Genomic DNA, 17703 nt, shown 5'->3' with positions numbered 1-17703 from the left:
GGGATGTGCGCTCCTTTGCGTTCCGGCACGGAAGGCGGATGGGGGCGCCGGTAAACTGTGGCGATGATTTTAGCCGCCGACCCCCCTGCCGCTTCGACGACGCTGGCCACGGTTTTCACGGTGGCCGCTTATCTGCTGGCCACCCTGCCGGCCGGGCCGGAGCGCCGCTGGCCCCTGCAGGCCCTGGTGGCCGCCTGGGGGCTGCAGGCCCTGGTGCTGGTGTCCGACGCCTGGCCCGGGGCCGATGGCCTGCCCGGGCTGCGCATCGGCTTCGCGCCGGTGCTCTCGCTCACGGTCTGGCTGGTGATCGCCATCCACGGGCTGGAAAGCCGCATGCTGCCGGTGCCGCGGTTGCGGCGCACCCTGGCCGCGGCGGGCGCGGTGGCCGCGGCTTTGGCCTGGGTCTTTCCGGGCGAACTCCATGTGGTGGCCCATTCGCACTGGGCGCCGCTGCACTGGCTGCTGGGCCTGCTGTCCTACGGCCTGTTCGGTGCCGCGGTGCTGCACGCGCTGCTGCTGGACAACGCCGAGCGTCGCCTGCGCAGCGGCATCGGCACCGGCAGCGGCACCTTCGGTGTGCCGCTGATGCGCCTGGAGCGGCTGACCTTCCGCTTCGTCCAGGCCGGCTTCATCGTGCTGACGCTGGCCCTGGTGCTGGGCCTGAGCTCGGCCTATTGGCGATGGGACCACAAGACCGTGCTGTCGCTGCTGGGCTGGGCCACGCTGGCGGCCCTGCTGATCGGCCGCCGGGTGCGGGGTTGGCGGGGTCACCTGGCCACCCGTTGGCTGTATGCCGGAGCCCTGCTGCTGCTGCTGGCCTATGTGGGGTCCCGCTTTGTGCTGGAGGTGGTGCTGCAGCGCGCCACCGGCTGAGACCGACCATGGCGAGGATCGTGCTGCTACTGGGGCTGGTGGTGCTGGCCCTGTTCTGGGCCCTCGGCCGCCGGCGGGGCCCGACCGGCTCGGGTCGATCGCCACAGGCGCCGACCGGGCGCGCGTCTGAACCGCGCACCATGGTGCGCTGCGCCCGTTGCGGCCTGCACCTGCCGCAGACCGAGGCCGTGCAGGATTCCACAGGGCACTGGTTCTGCAGCGAAGCCCACCGCGCCCAGGGGGCCGCCGAGTGAGTCGATCCCGTTCCCGTGCCGAGGAAGAGGCCGATCGCGACAGCGCCTGGTTCGGAAGCACGGTGGCCTTCACCGAGGAACTCGACGAGCAGGACGACGGGCCTTTCTGGGCGGCCCGGGTGCGCCGGTTGCTGCACGGCGGCCGCGCCACCCAGCGCCGCATCTACACCACGTATCTGTTCGCCCGCGCGGCCCTGGGCCTGGGGCTGGTGGGGGCCCAGAGCCTGCTGAGCTGGCTGGGCGGGCGCAGCCTGGGCGAGGTGTTCTGGCTGGCCGGGATCTATGCCGGCCAGGCCAGCCTGCGCTGGTGGTGGTGGAAGCGCCGGGCCGCACAGGCCCAGCGCCTGAGCGCCATGCACTGGTGGAGCACCATCGGCGTGGACGTGCTGCTGTTCGGCGCCATGCACTGGCTGGACACCAGCTCGGCCCTGAACTACGGCGCGCTGCTGGTGCTGCCGGTGCTGATGGCCGGGGTGCTCAGCAGCCGGCTGCCGGCCCTGGCCACGGCGTCGGCCGTCACGCTGCTGCTGCTGGTCACGGCCTTCCACAAGGGCCTGCAGGGGGGCGACCTGCCGGGGCTGCTGTCCCAGGCCGGTCTGGCCGGTGCGGGCCTGTTCATGATCTCCCTGGTCTCGGGCCAGATGACCCAGCGCCTGGCGCGCGAGGAGCAGGCGGCCCGCGACAGCCTGGAACTGGCCTTCCAGCAGGCCGAGCTCAACCGCCTGGTGATCGACGAGATGTCCGATGGCGTGCTGGTGGTGGACCGGGTCGGCACCGTGCGCGCGGCCAATCCGGCGGCGCGGGCCCTGCTGTCCGACCAGGGGCACTGTCCCGCCCCGCCGTTTCCGCTGGGCCAGGAGCCGGGGTGGCGCCCCTTGAAGGAGGCGGTGCAGCGGGCCTACGCGGCCGGCCATTGGCCGCTCGAGGGGGTGGACCTGTCGGTGGCCGCCGCCGGCGAGGTGCCGCGTTCCATCCGGGTGCGGGCGCGGTTCACCCGCGGCGTGCGCTTGACGGTCGAGCCCTCGCCCGGCCGCCCGGGCAGCCAGCAGGAGGTGCTGGCCGTGCTGTTCGTGGAAGAGTTGCGGCAGGTGCTGGCACGCCAGCGGCAGGACCGCCTGGTGGCCATGGGGCGCATTTCCGCCGGGGTGGCGCACGAGATCCGCAACCCGCTGGCGGCGGTGGCCCAGGCCAACGCCCTGCTGCAGGAGGACGCCCTGCGGGCCGACCAGCAGCGCCTGGTGCGCATCATCGCCGACAACGTGGAGCGCCTGCGCCGCATCGTGGACGACGTGCTGGAGGCGGCCCCCGGCGGCAGCACGCCCTCGCGCAGCCTGGATGCGGTGGCCGAGACCGGCACCATCGTCAGCGAGTGGGCCCACACGGTGGGCCTGAGCCTGGGGGGCGCCAGCCGGCTCAAGGTGGAGCTGCCGGCCCAGGCCCTGGGCGTGTCCTTCGATCCCGACCACCTGCGCCGCGTGCTGGTGAACCTGCTGGACAACGCGCTGCGCCATGCCAGCGAACAGCCCGGCTCGGTGCTGCTGCGGCTGGAGGCGCTGGAGGGCGACTTCGTGCGCCTGACCGTGGCCAACGACGGCCAGCCCATCCCAGTGGAGGTGGAGCCCCATCTCTTCGAGCCCTTCCACAGCACGCGCAGCCGCGGCACGGGCCTGGGCCTGTACATCTGCCGTGAACTGTGCGAGCGTCACGGGGCCCTGATCGACTATGTGCGCCTGCCCGGCGAGCGCCGCTGCAACCAGTTCATGGTGGTGATGCGGCGCGACGTGGTTCCCGACGAGGCCCGACTCCATCTATGAACGAATCCCATTCGACCGGCCGCGTGCTCGTGGTCGATGACGAGCCCGACCTGCTGACCCTGTACGAGCTCAGCCTGCTGCGCGAGGGCCACGAGGTCGAGACCGCGGCCAGCGTCGGCGAGGCCTGGGCCCTGCTGGCGCAGCGCCGCTTCAGCCTGGTCATCACCGACATGCGCCTGCCCGATGGCAGCGGCATGACGCTGATGCACAAATTGGAAGAGGCGCGCCGGCCGGAGAAGGTCATCGTCATCACCGCCTACGGCTCGGCCGAGAACGCGGTGGAGGCCCTCAAGGCGGGCGCCTTCGACTACCTCACCAAGCCGGTGGACCTGCGGCAGTTCCGCTCCGTGGTGGCCGCGGCCCTGGGCCGGGTGGCCACGCCCGTGCCGCCGGCCCAGCCGGCCGGGCCGCTGTCGCAGTCGGCGCTGGCCCGACTGGTGGGCCGCTCGGCGGCCATGGGCGAAGTGCGGGTGCTGGTCGAGAAGGTGGCGCGCAGCATGGCGCCGGTGCTGGTGCAGGGCGAGTCCGGCACCGGCAAGGAACTGGTGGCCCGCGCCATCCACGAGGTCAGCCCCCGCTCGGGCCAGGCCTTCGTGGCGGTCAACTGCGGCGCCATTCCGGAGCATCTGCTGGAGGCCGAGTTCTTCGGCTACCGCAAGGGCGCCTTCACCGGGGCGCAGGAAGACCGGGCCGGCTTCTTCCAGGCCGCGCATGGTGGCACCCTGTTCCTCGACGAGATCGGCGACCTGCCTCTGGCCATGCAGTCCAAGCTGCTGCGGGTGATCCAGGAGCGCGCGGTGCGGCCGGTGGGCGCGGTGAGCGAAACGCCGCTGAACGTCCGCATCGTCAGCGCCACCCACAAGGACCTGGCAGCCGAGGTGGCGGCCGGCCGCTTCCGGCAGGATCTCTTCTACCGCCTCAACGTCATCCGCATCGCGGTGCCGCCCCTGCGCGAGCGCCTGCAGGATCTGGACGACATCTGCCAGGCCCTGCTCGAGCGCATCGCGCGCGATGCGGGGGTCTGGCCTTCGCCCCAGCTGTCGGCCGAGGCCCGTGCCCGTCTGTCGCGCTACCACTTCCCGGGCAATGTGCGCGAACTGGAGAACCTGCTGCACCGGGCCGTGGCGCTGAGCACCCACGAAGTCATCGAGGCCGGTGACCTGGGCTTGCCCGAGACCCTGCTGGGGGAGCCGCACGTGGACGGTGAGGCCCTGTCCCTGCCGGCGCGCCCGTCCGTGCCGACCGACGCGCCGTCGGACGACAGCGAGGCCGGGCCCCTGCCCACGGATCTGGCGGCCTACCTCGACGAGGTGGAGCGGGCCATTCTGGTGCGGGCCCTGCGTCAGCATGGCTTCAACCGCACGGCCGCCGGCGCCAGCCTGGGGCTGTCGCTGCGGCAGATGCGCTACCGCATGGCCCGCCTGGCCATCACCGAAGGCGACGACGGGCCGACGGCGGAGGCCCCATGAACGCCGCGGCGACGCCGCCTCCCGGGCCGAACTGGAAGGCGGACTGGCAGGCGGGGTGGTGGTCTGGCGCACAGGCCGTGCCCTCGCCGAACTTCGGCCCCCGGCCCGCCGGCGTGCCCATCGATCTGGTCGTGCTGCATTCCATCAGCCTGCCGCCCGGTGAATACGGTGGTGACGGCATCGTCCGCCTGTTCACCAACACGCTGGACTGGTCGGCCCACCCGTACTACGAGGGCATCCGCGGCCTGGAGGTCTCGGCCCACTTCGTGATCCGGCGCGATGGGCAGCTGCTGCAGTTCGTCTCCTGTGACGACCGCGCCTGGCACGCCGGCCGGTCGTGCTGGCAGGGGCGCGAGAGCTGCAACGACTACGCCATCGGCATCGAGCTCGAGGGCCTGGAGGGCGATCCCTTCGAGGCATCACAGTACGAGACCCTGGCACGTCTTCTGCAAGCCGTGGCGCGGGCCTATCCGGTGCGCGCCGCCGTGGGGCATGAGCATGTGGCCCCGGGGCGCAAGCGTGACCCTGGCGAGGGTTTCGACTGGGGCCTCGTCGCCTCGCGCCTGGCGGCCCTGGGCTGGGCCTGGCCGCAGGGCACCGCGGCCGGCTGAGCCCGGAGCGTTGCAAAGCGGCATCAGGGTTCTACGCTATCGGTAGTGCTTGAATGGGGTGGCGACCCCAGATATAGTGTCCAGCGTGATAAGCTTTCGGCTTGGACATCCTGACATGCAACACCGACTCGGCTGTGACCTGCTCCGCGCGAACACCCTTCCTGGGGTGAGCGGCCAGGGACACCCCTCCACCGAGCGCGGCATGACCACCGGGATCCGACGAAGTCGAGCCGTCGCCACGGGTTGAACCTCCCGCGGCGACCTTTCTTTTTTCAATCTTTGTTTTTCAGCGACGCTGCGGCGCCGCAGGGGATCTCTTTTCCCTGTTGATGCCCAGAGGGTCGCGCACCAAGAACTTCACCGAGGGGAACTCATGCAAGCTGTTGCCACCAGCACCTCCGAATCCACGATGGGCGTCCGTCCCGCAGCGGCGCCCGAGCAGCGCGATGCCGGTGCCTTCCAGGGTTACCAGATCATCCGCCGCAATGGCGCCGTGGTGTCCTTCGAGCCCAACAAGATCGCCGTGGCCCTGATGAAGGCCTTCCTGGCGGTGCACGGCACCCAGGGTGCCGCGTCGGCCAGCGTGCGCGAGATGGTGGAGGCGCTGACCGATGCCGTGGTGCGCGCGCTGATGCGCTCGCGTCCGGGCGGTGGCACCTTCCATATTGAAGACGTGCAGGACCAGGTCGAACTGGGCCTGATGCGTGGAGGCCACCATGAAGTGGCGCGTGCCTATGTGCTGTACCGCGAACGCCGCGCGCAGGAGCGCGCCAAGGCCGGTCAGGCTGCCGAAGCCGCACTGGTGCACACCCTGACGGTGACCGACCGCGGCCAGCGCGTGCCGCTGGACGAAGGCAAGCTGCAGGCCCTGATTGAATCGGCCTGTGCCGACCTGGGCGCGGATGTGCGCCCCGAGCCCATCCTGGCCGAGACCCGTCGCAATCTGTACGACGGTGTGCCCATCGACGAGGTCTACAAGGCCGCCATCCTGGCCGCCCGCACCCTGATCGAGAAGGAGCCGGCCTACACCCGTGCCACCGCGCGCCTGCTGCTGCACACCATCCGCAAGGAGATCCTGGGCGAGGAAGCGACCCAGGCCGAGATGGCCCAGCGCTACGCCGAGTACTTCCCCAAGTTCATCAAGAAGGGTGTGCAGGCCGAACTGCTGGACGAGAAGCTGATGCAGTTCGACCTGGCCAAGCTGGGTGCGGCGCTGCAGGCCGACCGTGACCTGCAGTTCGATTACCTGGGCCTGCAGACCCTGTTCGACCGCTACTTCCTGCATGTGGACGAGCAGCGCATCGAGATGCCGCAGGCCTTCTTCATGCGGGTGGCCATGGGTCTGGCCCTGAACGAGATCGACCGCGAGGCGCGGGCCATCGAGTTCTACAACGTGCTGTCGACCTTCGACTTCATGTCGTCCACGCCCACGCTGTTCAACGCGGGCACCCGCCGCTCGCAGCTGTCGAGCTGCTACCTGACCACGGTGGCCGACGACCTGGACGGCATCTACGAGGCCCTGAAGGAGAACGCGCTGCTGTCGAAGTTCGCCGGCGGCCTGGGCAATGACTGGACCAATGTGCGCGCGCTGGGCTCCTACATCAAGGGCACCAACGGCAAGAGCCAGGGCGTGGTCCCCTTCCTGAAGGTGGTTAACGACACGGCCGTGGCGGTGAACCAGGGCGGCAAGCGCAAGGGCGCCGTCTGCGCCTACCTGGAAAGCTGGCACCTGGACATCGAAGAGTTCCTGGAGCTGCGCAAGAACACTGGCGACGACCGCCGCCGCACCCACGACATGAACACCGCGAACTGGATTCCGGATCTGTTCATGAAGCGGGTGATCGAGGGCGGTGACTGGACCCTGTTCAGCCCCTCCACCTGCCCGGACCTGCACGACAAGATCGGTGCCGACTTCGAGGCTGCCTACACCGCCTACGAGGCCAAGGCCGACCGCGGCGAGATCAAGCTCTTCAAGCGCATGCCCGCCAAGGACCTGTGGCGCAAGATGCTGACCATGCTGTTCGAGACCGGTCATCCCTGGATCACCTTCAAGGATGCCTGCAATGTGCGCTCGCCGCAGCAGCATGTGGGCGTGGTGCACTCGTCCAACCTGTGCACCGAGATCACGCTCAACACCAGCGATGACGAGATCGCCGTCTGCAACCTGGGCTCGGTCAACCTGGCCCAGCACCTGAAGGACGGCGTCAACGGCAAGGAGCTGGATCTCGACAAGCTGAAGAAGACCGTGTCCACCGCCATGCGCATGCTGGACAACGTCATCGACATCAACTACTACGCGGTCAAGAAGGCGCGCGACTCCAACCTGCGTCACCGTCCGGTGGGCCTGGGCATCATGGGCTTCCAGGATGCGCTGTATCAGCTGCGCACGCCCTACGCCAGCCAGGCCGCGGTGGAGTTCGCCGACCGCTCGATGGAAGCCGTCTGCTACCACGCCTACTGGGCATCGTCCGAGTTGGCCGCCGAGCGGGGCCGCTATTCGACCTACCGCGGCTCGCTGTGGGACCGTGGCATCCTGCCGATCGACTCGATCGATCTGCTGGCCCAGCAGCGCGGCGGCTATGTGGACGTGGACCGCAGCATGACCCTGGACTGGGATGCGCTGCGCGCCAAGATCGCCCGCGACGGCATGCGCAACAGCAACTGCGTGGCCATCGCCCCGACCGCGACCATCTCCAACATCATCGGCGTGGACGCCTCGATCGAGCCCTGCTTCGGCAACCTGTCGGTCAAGTCCAATCTGTCCGGCGAGTTCACCGTGGTCAACGAGTACCTGGTGCGCGACCTCAAGAAGCTCGGCCTGTGGGACAGCGTGATGGTCATGGACCTCAAGCACTACGACGGTTCGCTGCGCCGCATCGACCGCGTGCCCGATGAGCTCAAGCAGCTCTACGCCACGGCCTTCGAGGTCGAGACCCAGTGGCTGGTGGAAGCGGCGGCGCGTCGCCAGAAGTGGATCGACCAGGCCCAGTCGCTCAACATCTACATGGCCGGCGCCTCGGGCAAGAAGCTCGACGAGACCTACAAGCTGGCCTGGGTGCGTGGCCTGAAGACCACCTACTACCTGCGCACCATGGGCGCCACCCATGCCGAGAAGTCGACCATCTCGGCCGGTTCGCTCAACGCGGTGCCGATGGCCGGTGGTGCGGGCGGTCTGTCCGCGATGGAGGCTGCGGCCTCGCAGGCCCAGGCTGCGATGGCCGAGGCTGCACCGGCCACCGACATCAAGTTCTGCGCGATCGATGATCCGGGCTGCGAGGCCTGCCAGTAAGCCGCGATGACAAGCGCGTGCCGCACATGGTCTGCAGGCACGCGCTTGAAGTCGGTTCGTGGTGCGCGAGGGCGTGAACACTGCTGCATTGCGATGCAGTGCTGCAACATCGCTGTCGTTCATCTGTCAAGAAGTGCTTGGTGTTCCAACACAACACTCCGATAATTCGCCCCATAGGAAACACGCCATGCTGGTCTGGGAAGACGACGTTCGTACCCCGCCGAATCCTGCTCAACGTCCCGCGCCTGAAGCCGAACTCGGCCTGCGGACTGTGACCCCGTCGCCTCTTCAAACGGCAACGGTTGCTGTGGCCTCCACCCCTTCCTCTCCGGATGCGTCCGCTGCCTCGGCGGCCACCGCCGCCAGTTCCGTGGTGGCCAAGAGCACGCGTCGTGTGAACGTGGCCGACAAGCGCATCATCAACGGCCAGACCGATGTGAATCAGCTGGTGCCGTTCAAGTACAAGTGGGCCTGGGAAAAATACCTCGCCACCTGTGCCAACCACTGGATGCCGCAGGAGATCAACATGTCGCGCGACATCGCGACCTGGAAGGATCCCAACGGCCTGAGCGAAGACGAGCGCCGCATCATCAAGCGCAACCTCGGCTTCTTCGTGACCGCCGACTCGCTGGCCGCCAACAACATCACGCTGGGCACCTACCGCCACATCACGGCGCCCGAGTGCCGCCAGTTCCTGCTGCGCCAGGCCTTCGAAGAGGCCATCCATACCCACGCCTACCAGTACATCGTGGAGTCTCTGGGCCTGGACGAGAGCGAGATCTTCAACGCCTACCACGAGGTCTCGTCGATCCGTGACAAGGACGAGTTCCTGATCCCGTTCATCGACGCGATCATGGACCCGACCTTCAAGACCGGGACGCCCGAAGCCGACCAGACGCTGCTGCGTTCGCTGATCGTCTTCGCCTGCCTGATGGAAGGTCTGTTCTTCTACGTGGGTTTCACGCAGATCCTGGCGCTGGGCCGCCAGAACAAGATGACCGGTGCCGCCGAGCAGTACCAGTACATCCTGCGCGACGAGTCCATGCACTGCAACTTCGGCATCGACCTGATCAACCAGATCAAGCTCGAGAACCCGCACCTGTGGACGGCCGAGTTCAAGGCCGAGATCCGGGCGCTTTTCGAGAAGGCCGTGGACCTGGAATACCGCTACGCCGAAGACACCATGCCGCGTGGCGTGCTGGGCCTGAACGCCTCGATGTTCAAGGGCTACCTGCGCTACATCGCCAACCGCCGTGCCACCCAGATCGGTCTGGATGCGCTCTTCCCGAACGAGGAAAACCCGTTCCCCTGGATGAGCGAGATGATCGATCTGAAGAAGGAGCGCAACTTTTTCGAGACCCGCGTCATCGAGTACCAATCCGGTGGCGCACTGAGCTGGGACTGACCGGTCAGGGGGCCGGGTGGGCGGAGAGGCTCAGGCGTTGAGCCCTTCGGCGAGGCCACCTGCTTCTGGCGGTTGTCGGTTCCAGACAGCGAGAGATCAAGATCCTCAGCCCGTCCGCTCGGCCGCAGAAGTCGAGCGACGTGCTGTCTCCCCATTCATCGCACCGGGGGAGCCCCGGCATGCCGGGATAACACCGCGGGCGATGGATTGCCGGGCTGTCTCGAGCGGCACGGTGTTTCTGCAACTTGATCAAGGAGTTTGAAATGGCAACTGCGAAGAAGGCGGCTCCGGCCAAGAAGGCACCGGCCAAGAAGGCCACGCCGGTCAAGCCGGTGGTGAAGGCTGCTGCGAAGAAGGCTGAGCCGAAGAAGGCCGCCGCTCCGGCGAAGAAGGCGGCACCGGCCAAGAAGGCCGCCGCTCCGGCGAAGAAGGCGGCACCGGCCAAGAAGGCGGCGGCTCCGGCGAAGAAGGCTGCACCGGCCAAGAAGGCCGCCGCTCCGGCGAAGAAGGCTGCTGCGCCCGCGAAGAAGGCGGCGGCTCCGGCGAAGAAGGCTGCTGCGCCCGCAAAGAAGGCGGCGGCACCGGCCAAGAAGGCAGCCGCTCCGGCCAAGAAGGCGGCGGCTCCGGCGAAGAAGGCAGCCGCTCCGGCCAAGAAGGCGGCAGCTCCGGCGAAGAAGGCTGCTGCGAAGAAGGCGGCGGCGCCGGCGAAGAAGGCCGCTCCGGCCAAGAAGGCGGCGGCCAAGAAGGCCCCCGCCAAACCTGCCCCTGCGGCCCCTGCGCCTGCGGCGAGCGCGGCCAAGACGGCCCTGAGCCCGACGGCTGCCTGGCCCTTCCCGACGGGCAACAAGCCCTGAGCGTCCTGTCAGGCGGCGCATGCCGCCTGCGTGACTCGGAAAGCCCGGCCTGGCCGGGCTTTTTTTTGTCTCCGCGCGGGACTCAGCCCAGGCTCAGTGCCGCGCGTTCGATCGGGTGGTTCTGACCGCCGCGGTGGGCGATCTTCAGGGCACCCAGGCGGTTGCCCAGTTCCACGCAGCGGGCCAGCGGCCAGCCCTGCTCCAGGCCGAACAGCAGCCCACCCCGGAAGGCATCGCCACAGCCGGTGGGGTCCACCAGGGCCGAGGCGGTCACGCCCGGCACGCGCTGGCGTTCGCCCTGCACCCACACGTCCGCGCCCTGGTCGCCCAACGTGACCACCAGACCCGCCAGATGGGAGCGCGAGATGTCGGCCAGTTCCTGCCCGACGCGGTCGCACAGCATGCGGGCTTCGTAGTCGTTCACCGCCACCCAGGTGGCCTGGGCGATGAAGGCCTTGAGCTCCTCGCCGTTGAACATGGGCAGACCCTGGCCGGGATCAAACACGAAGGGGATGCCGGCGGCGTGCAGGTCGCGGGCGCGCCGCAGCATGGCTTCGCGGCCGTCCGGCCCGATGATGGCCAGGCGCATGTCCTGTCGCGCGGGCAGACCGATCTCGTGGGCTCTTTGCATCGCGCCCGGGTGGAAGGCGGTGATCTGGTTGTTGTCCCGGTCGGTGATGATGATGGCCTGGGCCGTGTAGTCGTCGGCCACGCGCAGCACGCTGGCGGTGTCGATGCCCAGCTCGTCGAAGCGGTTCAGGTAGGCCTGGCCGTCATTGCCCAGGGCGGCCAGCACCACCGGCTCGCCCCCCAGCTGACGCAGGGTGTAGGCGATGTTGCCGGCGCAGCCGCCCCATTCTCGGCGCAGCGTGGGCACCAGGAAGGACACGTTCAGGATGTGCACCTGGTCGGGCAGGATCTGGTCGGCAAAGCGGCCGGGGAAGTCGGTGATGGTGTCGAAAGCCAGCGAGCCGCAGACGAGACAGGCCATGGGGATTCCTTGGTGGGTGAGCGCAGGGCTCAGGGATAGAAGACTTCCAGGGCGTAGCCGGTGACCTTCAGCGGGGCCACGTCCAGCCGCACCTGGGCGTGCCAATTGCCTTCACCGGGCAGGGTGGTGTCGGTGGCGCCCAGATCGGCGGGGCTCAGCACGCGCCGGGCGAGGGTGAGCCCGTCGTCGGAGGTCAGGGTCAGCTCGACCGAGGGGCGCCGCACCGGCCAGCTGGCGCGGTTGCGCAGTTCGGCGGTGATCGTCAGTTCGCCGGGCACGTCGGTGGTCTGCAGCTGGCTGCTGTCCAGCACGATCTGGTCGAGGGCCATCGGTGCACCGACCTCGCAGCCCATGGCGCTGCACAAGCTGGCCAGGTAGGGGCGGCTGGCCGGCCAATGTGCGGCCAGCAGGTCCCGGCCCTGCAAGGTCAGCTGCCCGACCAGCAGCACCAGCAGCAGGCCGCACAGGCTCGCCAGCAGCGCGCGCCGGAGGCGACGGGCGCGCTGCGCCTGCCGTTCCGCCTGCTGCAGGAAGCGGGGCATCACCTCCTCGCTCGGCGGTCGGTCGGCTTCCTCGGGCTTCAGGGCCTCGCGCTCCCAGGATTCGGGCAGGCGGCTGGCGCCGAAGGGGGCGGCCAGCGCGTCGGTGTCGGGGGCGTCCAGCCCGTCCTGGCCGCCATCGCCGGGAAGTTCATAGCCAGCCGGCAGGGGCGGCGCGACGGGCGTGTCAACGGGCTCGGGGGCTGGCGTCGGTTCGTCCGGCGGGGGCGACTCTGGCTCGGGGGAAGGCTCGGGTGTGGGTTCCGGTGTGGGCGGCGCTGCCGTCGTGGGAGCGGCCGCCGGTGCGGGACCGTGGACTTCCCGCGCGGGCCCGGGCCGAGGCCCAGGGGCGGGGGGCTCGTCCAGTGTGCTGGGTTCGGTGGCTGCGAAGGCCGGGGCTTGCGGAGCGGGCGGTGGGTCCGAAGAGGCGGGAGAGGGGGTCGGCGGAGTCGGACTGGTGTCCAGATCGAACAGGCTCTCCAAGGCGTTGAAGACCTCGTGGCATTGGCCGCAGCGCACCCAGCCCTGGGACACCTTGAGCTGGTCCTGCACGACACGGAAGACCGTGCCGCAGGCGGGACAACGCGTAGCCAGACTCATGGCCGGGATGATGCCATGGGCATGCGCTGCTGCCCGGGACTCAGGCGCGTGCCGCGCCCATCAGGATCCAGCCGTCTTCGCTGTCCAGCACCTGCAGCGGCAGCCAGGGGGCGTAGGCCGCCTGCAGTTCCTCGGCCTGCCGCTCCAGGATGCCCGCCAGCACCAGATGGCCGCCGGGACGCACATGGCCGCACAACAGCGGTGCCAGCAGCTTGAGCGGCGTGGCCAGGATGTTGGCCAGCACCAGCGGGTACTCTCCCTGGGCCAGCTCGGGCAGGCCGGCCTGCACCGTCACGCCGTTGGCCTGGGCATTGGCCAGGGTGGATTCCACCGCGGCGGGGTCGATGTCCACCGCGTCCACCGCCCGGGCGCCGTGCAGCGCCGCGCCGATGGCCAGGATGCCCGAGCCGCAGCCGTAATCGAGAACGCGGTCCCAGCCGGCCGCCAGTGCGGGGGCCTGCCGGGCGATCCAGCGCAGGCACATGCGGGTGGTGGGGTGGGTGCCGGTGCCGAAGGCCAGGCCCGGGTCCAGGCGGATCACCTCGCGGGCCTGGGCGGGCGGCTCATGCCAGCTGGGCACGATCCAGAAGCGTTCGGTGATCTCCACCGGCGAGAACTGGGATTGCGTCAGCCGCACCCAGTCCTGCTCGACCACCGGCTGCAGGGCTTGCACCTGGAGTTCGGTGGCCCATTCCTGGGCCAGCAGCAGGGTGGCGGCCTGGGAGGCTTCCTCTTCCGTCTGGAAGAGGGCCTTGAGGGTGGATCGGTTCCAGCCCGGACGGGCCGCGGGCATGCCCGGCTCCCCGAACAGGGCCTTTTCCGCATCGGTGTCGGCGTCCGCGTCCTCGACCGAGACGGAGAGGGCCTCCAGCTCGTTCATCAGGGCTTCGGACACCGGCTCCACCAGCGTCTCCGGTGCGCTCAGCACCAGCTCAAACATCGCCACCTGCGGTTCCGATCAGCGGTTGTGGCTGGACAGCCAGCCTTCCAGGTAATGGATGCTGGTGCCGCCTTGCACGAACTTGGCGTCGACCATCAGCTCGCGGTGCAGCGGGATGTTGGTCTGGATGCCTTCGACCACCGTCTCGTTCAGGGCCATGCGCATGCGGGCCAGGGCCTGCTCGCGGGTGTCCCCGTGCACGATGACCTTGCCGATCATCGAGTCGTAGTTCGGCGGCACGAAGTAGTTGGTGTAGGCGTGGGAGTCCACCCGCACCCCCGGGCCGCCCGGCGGATGCCACATCGTGATGCGGCCCGGCGACGGCAGGAAGTTGTAGGGGTTCTCGGCGTTGATCCGGCACTCGATGGCGTGGCCGTGCATCTGGATCTGGCGCTGGGTGAAGGGCAGCTTCTCGCCGGCCGCGATGCGGATCTGCTGCTGGACGATGTCGATGCCCGTCACCAGCTCGGTCACCGGATGCTCCACCTGCACGCGGGTGTTCATCTCGATGAAGTAGAACTCGCCGTTCTCGTACAGGAACTCGAAGGTGCCTGCACCGCGGTAGCCCATCTTCTTGCACGCGGCGGCGCAGCGGTCGCCCACCTTCTCGATGACGCGCCGAGGGATGCCCGGCGCCGGCGCTTCCTCGATGATCTTCTGGTGGCGGCGTTGCATGGAGCAGTCGCGTTCACCCAGCCAGACGGCGTTGCGGAAGGTGTCGGCCAGCACCTGGATCTCCACGTGGCGCGGATTCTCCAGGAACTTCTCCATGTAGACGGCCGGGTTGCCGAAGGCGGCACCGGCCTCGGTCTTGGTCATCTGCACCGCATTGACCAGGGCCGCTTCGGTGTGCACCACGCGCATGCCACGACCACCGCCGCCGCCGGCGGCCTTGATGATCACCGGATAGCCGATGGAGCGGGCGATGCGGATGATCTCCTTCGGGTCCTCCGGCAGGGCACCTTCGGAACCGGGCACGCAGGGCACACCGGCCTTGATCATCGCCTGCTTGGCCGACACCTTGTCACCCATCATGCGGATGGACTCGGGGGTGGGGCCGATGAAGGTGAAGCCGCTCTGCTCCACCCGTTCGGCGAAGTCGGCGTTCTCCGACAGGAAGCCGTAGCCGGGGTGGATGGCCTCGGCGTCGGTCACCTCGGCGGTCGAGATGATGGCCGGCATGCTGAGGTAGCTCTGCGCGGAGGGGGCCGGTCCGATGCAGACGGCCTCGTCGGCCAGCCGCACGTACTTGGCGTCGCGGTCGGCTTCGGAATACACCACCACCGACTTGATGCCCATCTCCTGGCAGGCCCGCAGGACGCGCAGGGCGATCTCGCCCCGGTTCGCGATCAGGATCTTCTTGAACATGGTGTTCCGATCACTCGATCACGAACAGCGGCTGACCGAACTCGACCGCCTGGCCGTTCTCGACCAGGACTTGGCGGACCGTGCCGGTTACTTCGGCTTCGATCTCGTTCATGATCTTCATCGCCTCGATGATGCACAGGGCGTCACCGGTCTTGATGCTGCTGCCCACCTCGACGAAAGGCTTGCCGCCCGGGGTGGACGAGGCGTAGAAGGTGCCGACCATCGGCGACTTCACGACGGTGCCGGACACCGCCGGCGCGGCCGGGGCCTCGGCCGGCGGCAGGGCGGCGGGCGCAGCCGCCGGTGCGGCGGCCGGTGCGGCCACCGGCATGGTCATGACCGGCGCGGCGAAAGTCGCACCACCGGACTTGACGATGCGCACCTTGCCTTCGTTTTCGGTGATCTCGAGTTCAGCGATGTTGGACTCCGAGACCAGGTCGATCAGAGTCTTGAGCTTGCGCAGGTCCATGGAAAACAGTGCTCCTGTCGGTGGGACATGCCGGCTGCCCGGATGGGGCAGGGGGCAACACGGGATCGCCCGGGCCTGAAGCGCGGGCGGATCTTCAGTGGGTCATCTGACCCGAAGTCCGTGCATTATGGGTAAACGGCCGATATCTGTCAGCTTCGCCCCCTATCTTGAACTGGGGTGGTGCGGGCGGCGATGTCGGCGAACGAAGCGCGTATTGTCGCACTTTGCAGGCAGATTTCCCGATGATCGGGCTGTCATGCCTCAAATTGCGGCGCAATCGCGCATTCCGGTGAACCGCGGCGTCCGCTCGGGCGGTTCAGGCCCGAGGCAGCCACTGGGCCAGTTCTTCCGGGGTCGTGGCTCCCAGTTTGCGCCAGAGAACCTCGTTCCGAGATGACAGCAGCAGCGAGAAGGGCAGCCCCCCGTTGGGATTGCCCAGGGGCTGAAGCATGGGCAGGCCGCCCACCCCCAGCACCCCGACCGGGTAGTGCACGGGGGTCTTGTCCAGGAAGCGGGCCACCGCCTCGGCGCCGTCCAGGGCCAGCCCCAGCACCTGCACCCGGGGCCAGCGGACTGCGGCGGCGTCCAGCGCCGGCAACTCGTGCACGCAGGGAGGACACCAGGTGGCCCAGAAATTCACAAGCAAGGGGCGTTCCTGCCACTGGGCGGGAGCCAGGGCCGGCCGGCCGGGCGGCGCGGGCCAGGCCTGGCTGCGCAGCCGGGACAGCAGTGCCGCTTCGTCCGGCGGGCTACCCGCGGTGGTCCGTCCGCGCCACCACCAGCCACCGGCCAGACCGGCGGCCCCGGCGACCACCGCACCCGTCAGCCAATTGCGTCGGTTGGGTGTCATGGGCGGTCCTCCTGGAGGCGTTGTCGCAGTGCCTGCGCATCCCCGCGCCAGCTCTGACCGCGGCTGTCCGGGCGCAGGGCGCCGCGCAGGTCGTCGTGGTCATGCACCACGAAATGCAAGGTCACAGGCTCGGACAGGTCCCGGCTGCGGTCCACCGTGCTCAGGATCACCGTGTCCGGGTCGTCGCTGCCGCTGTCGAAATCCAGCCCCTCGTTCAGGAAGGCGATCTCGGCACTCTTGGGGTCGTCGCAGTAGAGGTCGATCACGATGTTGGACAGCCGGGTGGCGGTGCCGCGCCAGACCGCACCACCCAGGTGCGGTCGGAAGGGGGCCATGCGTTCCATCCAGCGCAGGGCGAGTTGGCGCAGGGCCCGCAGTTCGTCCGGCTGGGTGTCGGCGCAGAAGATGGCGATGTACTCCCGCACCGCATCTTCCACCTGCTCATTGCTGGGCAGTTCGCCCTGTCGGCCGCCACGGCGACCCAGGTCGCGGGCAGCCTTGCGCTTGGCGCTGGGGTACTCCAGCCCCTCGTCCACCACCAGCCGGGCCGCCGCCGCGGCGATTTCTTCGCTGAGGTCCGAACTCATCCGCGTGCTCCTAGGGCAGGTCCACCGCGCCCATGCGCGCCAGGATGATGGCCGATCGGCCGCTGATGTAGGCGGAGCCGGGGTTCTTCTCGAAGCGCTTGGGCGCCGGCAGCATCACGGCCAACCGGGCGGCGGCGGCCGGCGACAGGCGTGCCGCGTCCACATGGAAATAGTGGCGGGCCGCGGCCTGGGCGCCGAACACGCCTTCACCCCATTCCACGCTGTTGAGGTAGATCTCGAGGATGCGCTTCTTGCCGAGCACGAATTCCAGCATGTAGGTGATCACCGCCTCCTGCGCCTTGCGCAGCACATGCCGCTCGCCCGACAGGAACAGGTTCTTGGCCAGTTGCTGGCTGATGGTGGAGCCGCCCACGACCTTGGCCACCACCGGCTTCGCGGGCACGGCGGCACCGGCCTTGGCCGGTTTGCGCTGGGCCAGGCGGTCGTTCTGGCGCTCCGCCCGGGCTTCGGCGCGCTGGTTCTTCTGCCAGGCGCTCTCGATCGCATCCCACTCGATGCCGCTGTGCTCGGTGAAGCCGGCGTCCTCGCTGGCGATCACCGCCCGCTTGAGCGCGGGCGAGATGCGCGCATCGTCCACCCAGTCCTGGGCCCAGTCGATCTGATGCTGCTCGCTGAGCAGGCGCCAGGCCTCACTGCGCTGGAAGGTGGTGGATTCGGGGGCCACCACCAGCATCAAGGCGATGCGCAGCAGGAAATAGAGCTGCAGGGCCAGCAGCGACAGGGCCAGCAGGCCGAGCAAGCGGCCCAGACGGGTGCTGAGCGTGCTCAT

General features: G+C 68.9%; 16 protein-coding genes. 8 read left to right on the top strand and 8 right to left on the bottom strand.

The features are described from left to right. Positions 1-63 precede the first annotated feature (63 nt). From LRM40_RS13950 to LRM40_RS13915, 8 genes are all read left to right on the top strand, one after another. The gene (locus tag LRM40_RS13950; protein WP_151122020.1) at positions 64-873 is read left to right on the top strand and encodes a cytochrome C assembly family protein; all 810 of its coding nucleotides are present in this window, start codon (positions 64-66) and stop codon (positions 871-873) included. Between the two features lie 8 nt (positions 874-881). Further along, the gene (locus LRM40_RS13945; protein WP_151122019.1) at positions 882-1127 is read left to right on the top strand and encodes a PP0621 family protein; all 246 of its coding nucleotides are present in this window, start codon (positions 882-884) and stop codon (positions 1125-1127) included. Further along, positions 1124-2941: a sensor histidine kinase gene (locus LRM40_RS21485; RefSeq protein WP_310734144.1), complete on the top strand. Its 1818-nt coding sequence runs from the start codon at positions 1124-1126 to the stop codon at positions 2939-2941. The genes LRM40_RS13945 and LRM40_RS21485 overlap by 4 nt, the downstream gene beginning before the upstream one ends. Next, a complete protein-coding gene (locus tag LRM40_RS13935; protein WP_151122018.1) occupies positions 2938-4410 on the top strand; it encodes a sigma-54-dependent transcriptional regulator in 1473 nt (490 codons plus the stop codon). The genes LRM40_RS21485 and LRM40_RS13935 overlap by 4 nt, the downstream gene beginning before the upstream one ends. Next, positions 4407-5021 (top strand): 1,6-anhydro-N-acetylmuramyl-L-alanine amidase AmpD, encoded by a 615-nt coding sequence (ampD, locus tag LRM40_RS13930; RefSeq protein WP_151122017.1) that lies wholly within the window; start codon positions 4407-4409, stop codon positions 5019-5021. Before LRM40_RS13935 ends, ampD begins: the two co-directional genes overlap by 4 nt. 409 nt (positions 5022-5430) lie before the next feature. Then, positions 5431-8310, top strand: a complete 2880-nt coding sequence (locus tag LRM40_RS13925; protein WP_231067851.1) for a ribonucleoside-diphosphate reductase subunit alpha — start codon at positions 5431-5433, stop codon at positions 8308-8310. 187 nt (positions 8311-8497) lie between these two features. Next, positions 8498-9715: a ribonucleotide-diphosphate reductase subunit beta gene (locus tag LRM40_RS13920; RefSeq protein WP_151122015.1), complete on the top strand. Its 1218-nt coding sequence runs from the start codon at positions 8498-8500 to the stop codon at positions 9713-9715. 263 nt (positions 9716-9978) lie between these two features. Next, positions 9979-10569 carry a histone gene (locus LRM40_RS13915; protein WP_151122014.1) on the top strand — a complete coding sequence of 197 codons (591 nt, stop codon included), beginning with the start codon at positions 9979-9981 and terminating at the stop codon, positions 10567-10569. A gap of 82 nt (positions 10570-10651) precedes the next feature. On the opposite strand, the gene LRM40_RS13910 is transcribed toward LRM40_RS13915, so the two are convergent. The 8 genes from LRM40_RS13910 to LRM40_RS13875 form a co-directional block, all read right to left on the bottom strand. Beyond that, positions 10652-11560, bottom strand: a complete 909-nt coding sequence (locus tag LRM40_RS13910; RefSeq protein ID WP_151122013.1) for a carbohydrate kinase family protein — start codon at positions 11558-11560, stop codon at positions 10652-10654. Between the two features lie 29 nt (positions 11561-11589). Then, positions 11590-12699, bottom strand: coding sequence for a zinc-ribbon and DUF3426 domain-containing protein (locus LRM40_RS13905; RefSeq protein ID WP_151122068.1), 1110 nt, complete (start codon positions 12697-12699; stop codon positions 11590-11592). 40 nt (positions 12700-12739) lie between these two features. Next, positions 12740-13639 (bottom strand): 50S ribosomal protein L11 methyltransferase, encoded by a 900-nt coding sequence (prmA, locus tag LRM40_RS13900; protein WP_151122012.1) that lies wholly within the window; start codon positions 13637-13639, stop codon positions 12740-12742. Positions 13640-13657: 18 nt separating this feature from the next. Then, the gene (accC, locus tag LRM40_RS13895; RefSeq protein ID WP_151122011.1) at positions 13658-15007 is read right to left on the bottom strand and encodes an acetyl-CoA carboxylase biotin carboxylase subunit; all 1350 of its coding nucleotides are present in this window, start codon (positions 15005-15007) and stop codon (positions 13658-13660) included. A 10-nt stretch (positions 15008-15017) separates the two neighbouring features. After that, on the bottom strand, positions 15018-15476 hold the full coding sequence (accB, locus tag LRM40_RS13890) for an acetyl-CoA carboxylase biotin carboxyl carrier protein (RefSeq protein ID WP_151122010.1): 459 nt from the start codon (positions 15474-15476) through the stop codon (positions 15018-15020). A 316-nt stretch (positions 15477-15792) separates the two neighbouring features. Continuing rightward, complete coding sequence (locus LRM40_RS13885; RefSeq protein WP_151122009.1) at positions 15793-16326, bottom strand: TlpA family protein disulfide reductase; 534 nt, start codon at positions 16324-16326, stop codon at positions 15793-15795. Then, a complete protein-coding gene (locus tag LRM40_RS13880; RefSeq protein WP_151122008.1) occupies positions 16323-16913 on the bottom strand; it encodes a hypothetical protein in 591 nt (196 codons plus the stop codon). The genes LRM40_RS13885 and LRM40_RS13880 overlap by 4 nt, the downstream gene beginning before the upstream one ends. A gap of 10 nt (positions 16914-16923) precedes the next feature. After that, a complete protein-coding gene (locus LRM40_RS13875) occupies positions 16924-17703 on the bottom strand; it encodes a transglycosylase domain-containing protein (protein WP_151122007.1) in 780 nt (259 codons plus the stop codon).

This window comes from Ideonella dechloratans, from assembly GCF_021049305.1.
GTDB lineage: Bacteria > Pseudomonadota > Gammaproteobacteria > Burkholderiales > Burkholderiaceae_C > Ideonella > Ideonella dechloratans.
This window is presented reverse-complemented; position numbering and strand designations above follow the sequence as displayed.